General features: G+C 55.0%; 7 protein-coding genes. All 7 read left to right on the plus strand.

The genetic code is table 11. From position 1 onward, the window contains the following. Position 1 precedes the first annotated feature (1 nt). The 7 genes from ABID47_RS31475 to ABID47_RS31505 all read left to right on the plus strand — a co-directional run bounded on the left by ABID47_RS31475 (position 2) and on the right by ABID47_RS31505 (position 12,204). Positions 2 to 226 carry a hypothetical protein gene (locus ABID47_RS31475; protein ID WP_354502922.1) on the plus strand — a complete coding sequence of 75 codons (225 nt, stop codon included), beginning with the start codon at positions 2 to 4 and terminating at the stop codon, positions 224 to 226. Continuing rightward, entirely contained in the window at positions 216 to 3,914 is a 3,699-nt protein-coding gene (locus ABID47_RS31480; protein ID WP_354502924.1) for a DUF4450 domain-containing protein, read from the plus strand. Before ABID47_RS31475 ends, ABID47_RS31480 begins: the two co-directional genes overlap by 11 nt. A 308-nt stretch (positions 3,915 to 4,222) precedes the next feature. Further along, a complete protein-coding gene (locus ABID47_RS31485) occupies positions 4,223 to 6,520 on the plus strand; it encodes a helix-turn-helix domain-containing protein (protein ID WP_354502926.1) in 2,298 nt (765 codons plus the stop codon). 192 nt (positions 6,521 to 6,712) lie between these two features. Then, positions 6,713 to 7,645, plus strand: coding sequence for an ABC transporter permease (locus tag ABID47_RS31490; RefSeq protein ID WP_354503117.1), 933 nt, complete (start codon positions 6,713 to 6,715; stop codon positions 7,643 to 7,645). After that, positions 7,645 to 8,511: a carbohydrate ABC transporter permease gene (locus ABID47_RS31495; protein WP_354502928.1), complete on the plus strand. Its 867-nt coding sequence runs from the start codon at positions 7,645 to 7,647 to the stop codon at positions 8,509 to 8,511. The genes ABID47_RS31490 and ABID47_RS31495 overlap by 1 nt, the downstream gene beginning before the upstream one ends. Positions 8,512 to 8,580: 69 nt before the next feature. Continuing rightward, the gene (locus tag ABID47_RS31500; protein WP_354502930.1) at positions 8,581 to 10,125 is read left to right on the plus strand and encodes an extracellular solute-binding protein; all 1,545 of its coding nucleotides are present in this window, start codon (positions 8,581 to 8,583) and stop codon (positions 10,123 to 10,125) included. Between the two features lie 15 nt (positions 10,126 to 10,140). After that, complete coding sequence (locus tag ABID47_RS31505; RefSeq protein WP_354502932.1) at positions 10,141 to 12,204, plus strand: glycoside hydrolase family 65; 2,064 nt, start codon at positions 10,141 to 10,143, stop codon at positions 12,202 to 12,204. Positions 12,205 to 12,218 lie beyond the last annotated feature (14 nt).

The raw sequence follows: 12,218 nt of genomic DNA on the forward strand, positions 1-12,218 counted from the left end.
CATGGGCTACGTTGATGAAAGAAATGCGATCGCTCAAGGGGGATGGACAACCGAGGCACAGGTGCCGAGGAGGGAATGGACAAATGAGGAGCGGCTGTCCTGGCTGATCAACGATACGTATGGCGTCGGAATCGCACTGCTGGCTGGCATTGAAACGAAGAGGCACCGGACGTATCTCTCCAGCTTGCAAGAGCCCGCGAAGGGAGCGGCCGCCCATGCCGAATAGAACGTATCTGTCCGGCCGAACCCCTTCGCCATATCAAGCGATGGACGGGGCTTTCCAGGTTGTAAACGGGCCTCAGGTATACAATCGTGCGTTGTACGGTGCCTACTTGCCGCATATCGGCAAACGGTTCCGCGTCTTTGCAGGCGACCTTCCCGAGTGGATGATGTTCCTGCCCGGCGACGGCGGCCGGCTGCTGCTTGGGCTCGGGGACGGGCGGTCAATAAAGCCGCTGCGTCAATGCGGGAGGATCGAAGCCAGGTATGACGGGGCACGTATGGTCTACGAGATGACAGACCCGATCCTTGGACCGCGGGGAATGCTGCGCCTTGAGGTGATGCCACTTGCGGCCGAAGCGGGCATGGTGGTAAAACTCGACGCCCCCGGTGGCCTGAACGGATTAACGGTTACGGCGGCATATGGCGGGGCGTCCGGGCAGACCCACGCCAGGACGCTGGACCCCGGCTACACGCCTCAGGAAGTGACGGAGCTGAAACCGGTCGATTGCGAAGGGAACAAGATCCAAGCACACGGTGACGGCTTCGAGCTGTCCGCCGGTTGGATGAAGGGAGGCCGGATCACGGGACAAACGACAATGCCCGGCACGTTTAATGTGGATGACGCCATGGAAACTCGGGTGTGGTTTCAAGGCGGAGCGTTTCATGCATCGGATCCAGGATCGGCACCACAAGGGTTCGGGACGAGACCGCGGGAATCCGGTGCTTCGCCGGCGAATCCGTTACCGGATATGGATTCGTCTGCGAAGAGGCCGCTGCTCGTCTTTCAAAGCAGTGGCGATACGGATTGGAACAAACCACATTACATTGTGCTTCGCTACGGCGACGCAGAGATCGTTCCACTCGAGGTTTCCGCAGCAGAGCAGCTGTACCAGGAAGCTTCCGCCTGTTACGAACAGGTTGCGACAACCGCGACAGTCGATACGCCGAGCGAACTCCTGAACGCGGCGCTCCGAACCGCTTGTGCCGCGCTGGAAGGGTCCTGGCTGTCGCCGGTGTTCGCCCACGGAGCGTGGTCCTGGAACAGCCGGTTGTCGGGCTGGCGCAGCATGTATGGTCCGATTCAGCTCGGCTGGCATGACCGTGTACGAGCGGAGGCTGGCCACTTTATCGGGTTGCAGCTCAAGGGCGGCCCCGGAGGCACCGGGCGGCCGGAGCCCGATCCTGAATTCGGGCTGGCCAGACAAAGCGGCCGCAGCGTTTTCGTCAGCGAAGGGATGATTCCTTACACGAAGGGCATGGAAGGGACGGCCAAATACGATATGCAGCAGGTGTTCATGGACCAGCTGCTGATGGAGTGGGAATGGACGGGCGACCGAACGTTTGCGGCACAGCTGTACCCCGCGCTGAAACGGCATTTGGCTTGGGAGCAGCTGTGCTTTGATGCTGACGGCGACGGCTTGTACGAAAACTACGCCAACTATTGGGCCAGCGACGGCGTATTCGCATCGGGAGCAGGCTGCGCCTTAGCTTCCGCTTATAATTACCGTGCCCATTTAGGTGCTGCGGAGCTGGCCGGGCAGTTGGGCGAAGATCCGGCGCCTTACCGCCGGCGCGCGCAGCAAATTCGCGAAGCGGTGCACGGCAGGCTGTGGCTCGTCCGGGAAGGACACATCGCGGAATCGCAAGACGGATACGGCGCTAATTTGGTCCATCCTTCGGCCAGTCTGCCGACGATCGTGCATACGATCGAATCCGGCATTTTGGACGATTTTCAAATTTATCAAACGCTGCAGTATACGAAGCACGTGCTCGAGCGCGTAGCTATTGAAACAAGCGAAGGTGTTGGAGAACTCGTATGGAACAGCAATTGGGCGCCCTACGTTTGGAGCGTCCGGGACATCGATTATGCGGATGTCCTGCACGCGGCATTGAGCTACTTTCGGATCGGGCAGGCGGAAGAGGGGTATAAGCTATTGCTCGGTGCTGTTTACGACTCGACCTCCCGCCATGTGTCACCGGGAGCTTTCATGTGCGTCTACGAGGGCAAAAGCGTCGACTTTACTGATACATCCAGCATGTTTGCCAGAACGGTGACCGAAGGGTTGTACGGCATACAAGCGAAGCTGCAGCATGGCCGGTACGAAATTTCGCCTAATTTTCCGGAGGGATGGGAACGAGCATCCTTCCGTTCAGAGCGAATCGGGTACAGCTATAGCCGGGAAGGCCAGACCGAAACGTACGTATTCCGGTCGTCCGTGAACGCTTCGCTGCGGGTGAAGCTAAGGGCTCGCTCCGCTGTGCTGTCTGCCGAGGCAAACGGATCGCCAACCGCATTCGAGCTAAAAGCAGGCATCGGACATCCTTATCTTATCGTGGACGGAATCGAGCTGCCGGCAGGAAAGGAGGTATGCGTTATCGTTCGCTACGAAGGCACCGAACGCGCAGCGCTGCCTCCTGAACTTACCGCTGCCGCCGGCCGGAAGTGGAGGGTACAGCTTCCGGAAGGGATGCTGGCCAAGGAGATTTACGATCCGCAAGGCATGTTTCGGGATCCATCGATTGGCTCTGGGGAGGATGCGATCGAAGGCGAAGTCCGTCAGGATGCCTTGGGGAGACATACGGCTTTCGTTCGCGTTCTGCAGAACGGATTACCTTCTTGGCAGCCGTTCCATATCGACGTTCGGCCGCCTATCGAGACAAGGTGTGTCGACTGGAGCCCGGAAGATGAAGAGTTCCGCGTACGATTCACCAATCATACGCAGGAATATTTGCAATTCGAAGCATCCTACGGGTCGGTTTCCTACCCGATCGGGCTGCGGCGAGGGGAGAGCACCGGTCCGCTGACATTTCGGATGAAGGGGGCAAAGGCGCTGCCGGGGACCAACCGCTTTCCGTTGAAGTTATCCCTGCCGGACGGAGAACAAATGGAGGCGGAAGCTTCGTACACGGATTGGACCCTAAAGCTTGCAGCTGGTGTGAAGCTGCACCATATTCCGATCGAACAGGCTTTTAACGCAAGGGCTGGCGATTTGTTCCGTATAGAGTATTTGTCGCCGAGAAGCCCCTTTTGCTCGCTGCAGGTCCCGATCCATTTAATTCCTTCCAATTGGTGCGTAACCCGATCGATCGGCATGGAACTCATCAACGACCTTCTGCTGAGCCGCCAGGTCAACGCAAACGGACTTGTGGTGACGGAAGCGGGGGTATCTTTTTTGCAGCAGCGGGATCCGCAGCTTCCTAACGGTGCCTTTGCTTCCCGTTGGGACGCGTTTCCGGACTCGCTTGAACTTCCGGTCGGCTGCAGCGGCCGGCGGATCTATTTGCTGCTGACCGGTTACACGAACCAAATGCAGTGCGGCGTTGTCAACGCGGATATTGAAGTTATTTACCATGACGGTGAAGCTGAGATCCATCCGTTGGTGGCTCCGCGAGACTTCAGGTCCATGGAGAAAGGACCGGAGACGGAGCGGGATTGTGACCGAGCTGTCTATGGGCCCGTTCCGCTGTGCCGTTTATGCATCGGCGATATTCGTGACTCGGAGCATTGGAATGACAGCTATGCCGAACCGGAAGGCCCGGATTGGCATGAGCTGAACCAAATCTATGCCCGATCGCTTTACGCGCAGGTGAAGGATATCGCCGTGAAGCCGAAAGACATTGACCGGGTGAGAATACGGGCTGTAGCGAACGATATCATCATCGGCGTGCTTGGTTTGACTGTTGTGGACTAGAACAAACGGTGGAGTCATCTAACCAGAAGCCCAAGATAACTCGGGTCATAGGTCATCGGCAGGTAAATCCGGCACGCTATGCTGCTTTATGCTGTGAATTTCCGGGCGCAAGCCCGGTTTTTTGCTTTGTCAGCATGAAATTTAGAGCAGCCAGCTATCTACCAATGGGATTACGGAGTCTGCTTTGCCTTACCGAAATGATGGCGGTTACAAAAAATCTGCTGCAATTCCAATTTCATATCATTGAATTCGGGGTGTATGTGGTAACATTAGGAGAACATTCAGTTAGTCGGGAGGCATGTGCAACGATGACGAAGCTATCCAATTGGGCAAAGACGCTGCTGTCGACGACGCAGGCCAGGCTGGTTTTTGTCCTTACGATTGCGGTTTTTGTAATCATACTGGCGGTCAGCCTGACCTCGTATTACACATCCAAATCGGTGCTGCAAAGTGAACTAAGCGAGATGCATCATCAACTTCTGAGCGATAAAATGAACTTTATCGAAGGCTACATCCAGGACACGGACAGCAGTGCGATCAAGCTGGCGCTCAACAACGGGGTGTACTGGTATTTAACGGAGGAAGCGCAGGCGACCCAGCGTGACATAAAACAGCTGACCGATTACTTGAAATCGATCGTCGTCAATCTGCCCTATTTAGAAAGCGTATACATATATAATATGGACACCCGCAGCTTCATTGCGTATCCGCAGGGATACAGCTCCAGGTTCAGCACATTTCCGGACTCGGATTGGATCGGAGTCGAAAAGGAGCTGAAGGAACAGCCCATGCTGGTGAAATCAAGACAGCTGTCCGCTTCTTCGGATCATGAGGGGCGAAGCCAGCTGACTTATTTCCGTAAAATCGTGATTCAGGGGAAGACCCGAGGGCTGATCGCCATGAACTTCAATAGCTCCGTGCTGTTTTCGCAGATGCACCTCAACAGCGTCTCGCCGATTAGCAACTCCCAATACATCCTGGACAAAAACGGAAATCTCGTCTACGCGCTTGGAAGCCATCTGATTGACGAGCAGGCGATCCATCAAACGATCGGCCGTCTAGACGATAAGCTGTATGGTGATTTCAAACATGAAGGCAGGCGGCTGCTGCTGACCTACAATCCGTCGCCGATCACACAGTGGAATTACGTCTCCATCGTGCCCCAGGATCAGGTGCTGGCCAAATCGAAAACGATCCGAACGGTCGTTCTTCTCGTTTCTTTCGTTACACTTGTGCTCGGCGCCTGGCTTATTTTTCATATCCACGCCGTTTCGTTCCGGCCGATTCGCAGAATGAGAAAGCTTCTGGCGGATTATGAACGGAGCGAGGACGGAGCGGATTTCGGGAAGCTGGAAAGCATCACGTCCCGGCTGCTAACGTCGCATGAAGAGCTGTCCCGGCAGATCCGGCAGACGAAAACGGAAGCCGCCTCCAAATTTGTGCAGGACGTGGTGATGGGCAACTTGTCCGGAAAGCGGGAAATCGAATCCCGCTGGCGCCAATACTTTCAGGAATGGACCGATGCTCCTCTGCGGGTCATCGTCATTTCGATCGACCGGTATAAGGCGTGGGCGGAGAACGTTTCGGACAACGACCGTTTTTTGTATAAATACGCCATGCTGAATATTGTGGAGGAACTGCTTGCGAACGCCTACCGCAGTGTGAATCTTGACCTCGGAAGAGATAAACTAGCCCTGCTGGTGCAGCACGCATCCGGCCGTGAGGGGCAGGAGCCTGATCTCCTGCATCGACTTAGCGACGCCACACGCATGGTGCAGGGGATGCTGCGAACGGACATATCGATTGGTGTCAGCCTGCCATTCGATGACATTCTGAAGCTGAGGCTTGCGTTTTATGAGGCACAGTCTGCCGTCAGTTACCGTCTCTACCTCGGCTACTGCACAGTCATTCCGTACAGGGAAATCGAGATGTCCGGACATTCGGCGGAACCGATCCAGGATGCGGCCCAAACGGCGAATCTGCTTGAAGCGGTGCAGTCGGGTTCAACGGAGCAGGTGCTCCGAATTATCGGACGACTTGGCGAGCACCTGGGCAACCAGGAGCCTTCACCTTCCGAAGCGCTGGCATTTTTGGCGACGATCCGGAAGGGTCTGTTCAAATTGGATGGTATAAAATCCGGCACAGGATGGGATGAGGCGGAGGTTGCGCTGGAGCTCGAGACGCTGGATCTCAGCGAAATCCTTCTTTTGCTGGAAAGGGAGGCCTGCCGTCTTGCGGACCACTTCCGAAGTTTAAGCGGCAGCAAAGAATTCATGATGGTCCAGCAGATGGTCGATTTCATGAACCGCCATTTGGACGGAAATATCGGCGTGCAGGAAATCGCCGCTTCCGTTCCGATCAGCGTAAGCCTGGCCAGCCAATTGTTCAAACAGGAGATGGGCGAAACCATTCACGATTATCTTACAAGGCTGCGTGTCGAGCGTGCCGGCGAGTTGCTAATCGAAACGGATTACAAGCTATCAGAAATCGCCCGAATGGTCGGGTATCAGCATGAGAACAGTTTTATTCGGGTATTCCGCAAACTGAAGGACATTACCCCCGGAAAATACCGTGAGCACAAGAAATATAATAAGTTTCCCGTCTGAGCGGGCAATCAACCAATTCTCCATCCGATGAGCGAAACGTTCATATGGGTGGATTTTCTTTATCTGCTCATGCCAAAACCGAATGATTCATTGCCGGAAGCCTGCAGGGGACCGTATGATTTAGAAGCGCGCTATCGCAAGTTTCATTTCGGAAGAAAGGCGGTCGATAAGGGGATGGCTTATTCTCATGAGATGCCCCGCCAGGCAAACCGGCAGCGGGAATCAGGGAACCGTTATTTGAAAAACGTTAGGAAGCATTGGATGCTGTATCTCATGATTTTGCCCGGCATTTTGTTCTACATCATATTTAAATACGTTCCGCTTGCCGGGAGCATTATCACCTTTCAGGATTACCAGATCATGAAGGGGATTTGGGCGAGTCCATGGGTCGGCCTGGACAATTTCAAATTCATATTTTCCTATCCTGATTTTTGGAAAGTGCTGCGCAATACGGCGCTGATCGCCTTGTATCAGCTCGTGTTCGGATTTCCGGCTCCGATCGTGCTGGCGCTGCTATTCAACGAAATTCGCAGCATGGTCATGAAGCGGACGTACCAAAGCCTTTTTTATCTGCCTCACTTTTTATCCTGGGTCGTTGTTGGCGGCATCGTGTTTGAACTGCTAGCGACAGGCGGTATCGTCAACGTCGTTCGGGGCTGGTTTGGCTATGAGCCAGTGTTGTTCATGCAGCAGGAGAAAATGTTCCGCTCGATCGTGGTCATCTCCGGCATTTGGAAAGAGGTCGGATGGGGAACCATCATCTATCTTGCCGCGCTGGCAGGGATCAACCCGAATCTATATGAAGCAGCGGTCGTGGATGGCGCCAGCAGATGGAAACAAACGCTGTTCATCACGCTGCCTTCGCTGCTGCCGACCATTACGGTTCTGTTTCTGCTTCGGATCGGCAACTTTCTCGAACTCGGCTTCGAGCAAATCTTTAACTTGCTGACACCGATGACCTATTCGGTCGGGGATATTATCGAGACATACGTTTACCGTGCCGGTGTCCTGCAAGGGCAGTACAGCATGACGACGACGATCGGTTTGTTCCAATCGATCATCGGATTTATATTGCTGTGGATTTTTAACAGGTTAGCCAGAAAAACAGAGCAGGGGTTATGGTGATGAAAACAACGCTGAGTCAAAAACTGTTTACCGTCGTCAACTATGTTGTGCTAACGGCAGCGGCTTTTACGATGATTGCTCCGCTCCTGCAAATGCTGGCGGTTTCGCTGAGCTCGCCGGTTGCCGCAGACTCCAAAAAAGTGTTTCTCCTCCCGGTCGAATGGACGGCCGATTCGTGGATCTATATCCTGCACAGGCAGGATTTATGGCAGTCGTTTGGCATCACCGTGTTTATTACCGTCGTGGGGACGTTCCTCAGCGTGCTGCTGTCCGTACTTACCGCGTATCCGCTGGCACACGCCAAGTTTCTTATTCGCAAGCATGTCATGTTCGGGATCGTCATTACGATGATTTTCAACGCACCGCTGATTCCATTCTACATGACGGTCAAATCACTCGGCCTTCTGGATTCGATTTGGTCGCTGATCCTGCCCGGCGCGATCGGTACATTCAATATGGTCATTATCCGGACCTTCTTCATGGGCATTCCTACAGAGCTCGAGGACTCGGCGCAGATCGACGGCTGCCACGATTTTCGCGTATTGTTCCAAATCTATATGCCTTTATCTAAGCCGGTGCTCGCAACCGTCAGCCTGTTTTACGCCGTAGGGTACTGGAATACCTTTCAGCGGGCGATTCTGTTTATCCGCGACTCGGACCTGCATCCGCTGCAGGTTAAGCTCAGGGAATATATCATGACACCTGAGACGCTAGAAGTCGCCGACATGCTGGGTAACATCGGATACAACACGACAACGCTGAAGGCAGCTACGATTATTTTTGCCGCGACGCCGATTATTTTGGCATACCCGTTTCTGCAGAAGTATTTTGTGAAGGGCGCAATGCTCGGCTCCTTGAAAGAGTAGAGCCTATAGCCTCAGCAGGCTGCCGGGACGAGTTCAAATCAATCATGACAGCGAAAAGGAGAGATCGAAATGAAAGCATGGGCTAAAAGCCTGCGGTTGCTGCTGAGCGTGGTGACCGGTACGGCAGTGATTGCCGGATGCAGCGGCGGTAAAACGGGGGAGGGGTCTTCGGGCGCCGGGGATCAAGATTCTCCATACATTGTTGTAAACGTATACAAAACCCACCTTGGAAAGGGTAAGCTGCCCAAAAGCGATGATCCTCATGTAAAGTATATCGCGGAAAAAACCGGCGTGCAGTACAACCTGGTCACAACCTCTTCCGGCGGCGATCCCGTCGAAAGCATGAACGTCATGATCGCATCCGGTGATTTGCCTGACATTATGCGTCCGGTAGGCGGTGTGGAGCAAACGCTCATTTCCCAGGGCGGGGCGCTGGCGCTGGACGATCTGCTGCCGAAGTATGCGCCACACGTTTGGGAACGCATTCCGGAGGAGGCGTGGAATATCGTGCGCTCCGCAACCGATGACGGAAAGATTTACTATGTCCCGAAAATTTACATGATACCCGAGCGTGCGCCGATGATCCGGCAGGACTGGCTCGACAAGCTGGGGCTTCAAATGCCCAAAACCAAGGATGACTATGTGAACGTGTTGACCGCGTTCCTGAACGGGGATCCCAATGGCAACGGCACCAAAGATGAGCTGCCGACGACGGGGCGGGAATTTGGAACATGGATGGACCACTTGTTCGGCATGTACGGCGTCGCCATGTGGGAAGGAAAGCCCGAGTGGGATATCTATGACGGCAAGCTGCAATACGCAGGCGTAACCGAAAATATGAAAGCGGCCATCCAATTTATCCGGGAGTTATATGAGAAAAAACTGCTCGACAACGAGACCTTCTTGAACAAAGGAGAAATATGGACGGCGAAGATCAACAACAATCTGGTCGGCAGCTGGTACCATCTTCCCGCGAATTTGAACAGCCGGCTCGATGCGATTGAGAAACTTGCGCCTGATGTGAATATCAAGGGCATGCCGATGCCGACCGTGGAAGGATTTAAAGGCTTCGTTACGCAGAAAAGCGTTGGTGAACCGGAGTGGCTCATTCCGAAAGTGTCCGAGGATAAAGCGGAAGCTTCTCTGAAGCTGCTCGATTTCTTCTATGATCCGTCAAATGCGGATTTTGTCCAGTTCGGCATCGAAGGAATCCAGCATGAGGTCGTCGACGGGAAGAAGCAATTGCTGCCTGCAGACGATAACCGCACGATCGGCCTCGGCATGCTGAACTACAACACGAAGGAAAGCATGGATGTCCGCATCGAGCAAACCTTCCCGGCGGACCGCGTGCAGATGCTCAAGGATATCTTTGCAACGGCGACCGCGGATGCGCGGCGCATTGCGGGCGACGGCATGCCGGTGTCCGTCTACGAAGGATACCCTGACATTCAATCCCATAAGCTGTTCCAGGAATACCTGTCCAAGATCGTGATCGGCGAGTGGCCGATTGACAAGTTCGACGAATTCGTGGATAAGTGGAAAAAATCCGGCGGGGACGAAGTGACGAAGCGGGCACAGACCTGGTACGACAAAGTGAAACAATATCAAAAATAACGAGGAGGTACGTGCATGCATCCGATCGAACGCAAAAAGCTTGTCTCCCGGCATAATCCCGTCCTGCGCCAACCAGAGAAAATGGCACCGCTCTCGGTCGGTAACGGAGAAATGGCATATACGGTAGACGTCACCGGCATGCAAAGCTACCCGGACGAGTATGTCTTTCCGCTGGGAACGCAATCGCATTGGAGCTGGCATTCCACTGGTGGCCGAAACGTTCACACGCTGGAGCAGCTTCGGCTGGAGCCATTCGACACGCATGGGAGAGATGTAGGCTATCCCACGAATGCGGCCGGACAAGAGGAAGCCTTTCATTGGCTGAGGCAAAACCCGCATCGCGTGCAGCTTGGCGTTTTCGGGCTCAACCTGCGCTCGCCGGACGGAGATCGGATCGGTCTCGATGAGCTCCAGGACATTGAGCAGATACTCGACCTGTGGCACGGCATCATTACGAGCCGATTCTGTGCAGGGGGAGAGGTCGTCCAAGTCGTGACGGCCTGTCACCCGGCCTCCGATCAGATCGGCATCCGGATCGAATCACCGCTGATCTCAGAGGGACGGTTGTCCATCATCATCCGCTTCCCGGCCCCCCATCCGCAAGCCCGCGGCTGGGGGAGCAGTATCGGTTTGAATTGGGAAGACTCCGATCTGCATGGATCGATATGCCGGAGTGCGACCCGTCAGGGAGCGCAAATCGAGAGGAGCATGGATGAGGATACCTACCACGTTCGCTTGGCTTGGACCGCAGGGGATCTGGTCGAGGAGAGACCGCACACGTTCCGTATCATACCAGACCCTTCGCTGAGCCGGTTTGAGTTTGCCGTCAGCGTATCGCCCCATGAACCGCAAGCCTGCGAAGAGTTCGACGCGACCATCGATGCTTCGAGGCGTCACTGGGCAGGCTTCTGGCAGCGTGGAGGCGCACTGGAACTTGCGGACAGCCGCGATCCCCGGGCCACAGAACTCGAGCGGCGCATTGTGCTGTCGCAGTTTTTGACCGCTCTTCATTCCGCAGGTTCGCTTCCTCCGCAGGAAACCGGGCTGATGTATAACAGCTGGTTCGGCAAATTCCACCTGGAGATGCACTGGTGGCATGCCGCTCATTTTGCGCAGTGGGGAAGGATCGATCTGCTCCGCAAAAGCATGGATTGGTACAGCCGAATCCTCCCCAAGGCTCGAGCTCTTGCGGCATCGCAAGGGTATGAAGGGGCACGGTGGCCGAAAATGGTCGGTCCGGAAGGCGATCAGAGCCCATCCAATGTCGGTGCGCTGCTCATTTGGCAGCAGCCGCACCCGATCGACCTGGCCGAACTCTGTTATCAGGCGGAGCCGACCCATCGTACGCTTGAGCGATACCGGGACATCGTGATGGAAAGCGCCCGGTTTATGGCATCCTACGCTGTATGGGAGCAGGAAGGCGGCCGCTTCGTGCTGGGCCCGCCCGTCATCCCGGCACAGGAGAACCATCGAGGCGATGGGACGATGAATCCGACGTTTGAGTTGGAATATTGGTTCCATGGGCTCGGCATCGCCCTGGAGTGGAGGCGCCGGCTTGGTTTCCCGCCTGAACCGCAGTGGGAGCATGTCCGTGCCAAATTGTCGAAGCCTCATGCCTTCAATGGTGTATATGAAGCTCACGAACTGATCTCGGATACGTTCGAGAAGGCGAATATCGACCATCCGTCGATGCTTGGTGCTTGCGGCATATTACCGGGTAAGCTTGTCGACAGGGAAACGATGCTTCGGACGCTTTACCGTGTCCGTGATGACTGGAAATGGGAAACATCGTGGGGATGGGATTTTCCGATGGCAGCCATGACCGCGGCAAGGCTCGGCGAACCGGGACTGGCCGTCGACATGCTGATGATGGAACAGGTCAAAAACAGCTATCTTGTCAATGGCCATAACTACCAGCGGGATAATCTGCTCTGCTATCTTCCGGGCAACGGTGGACTGCTCTCCGCCGTAGCTTTGATGGCTGCCGGCTGGATCGGCTGTCCTGACTCCCATGCACCGGGATTTCCGGGTAATGGAACCTGGAATGTGCGGCATGAGGGACTAGTGAGACGTTTATAAGTATGATGCTGTAC

The sequence above is a fragment of the Paenibacillus favisporus genome, from assembly GCF_040545415.1.
Taxonomy (GTDB): Bacteria; Bacillota; Bacilli; order Paenibacillales; family Paenibacillaceae; genus Paenibacillus_AQ; species Paenibacillus_AQ favisporus.

Coding starts and splice junctions, on each gene's coding strand:
- ABID47_RS31505 (WP_354502932.1), top strand. CDS start 10,141: ATGCATCCGATCGAACGCAAAAAGCTTGTCTCCCGGCATAATCCCGTC.
- ABID47_RS31485 (WP_354502926.1), top strand. CDS start 4,223: ATGACGAAGCTATCCAATTGGGCAAAGACGCTGCTGTCGACGACGCAG.
- ABID47_RS31475 (WP_354502922.1), top strand. CDS start 2: ATGGGCTACGTTGATGAAAGAAATGCGATCGCTCAAGGGGGATGGACA.
- ABID47_RS31490 (WP_354503117.1), top strand. CDS start 6,713: ATGCCCCGCCAGGCAAACCGGCAGCGGGAATCAGGGAACCGTTATTTG.
- ABID47_RS31500 (WP_354502930.1), top strand. CDS start 8,581: ATGAAAGCATGGGCTAAAAGCCTGCGGTTGCTGCTGAGCGTGGTGACC.
- ABID47_RS31495 (WP_354502928.1), top strand. CDS start 7,645: ATGAAAACAACGCTGAGTCAAAAACTGTTTACCGTCGTCAACTATGTT.
- ABID47_RS31480 (WP_354502924.1), top strand. CDS start 216: ATGCCGAATAGAACGTATCTGTCCGGCCGAACCCCTTCGCCATATCAA.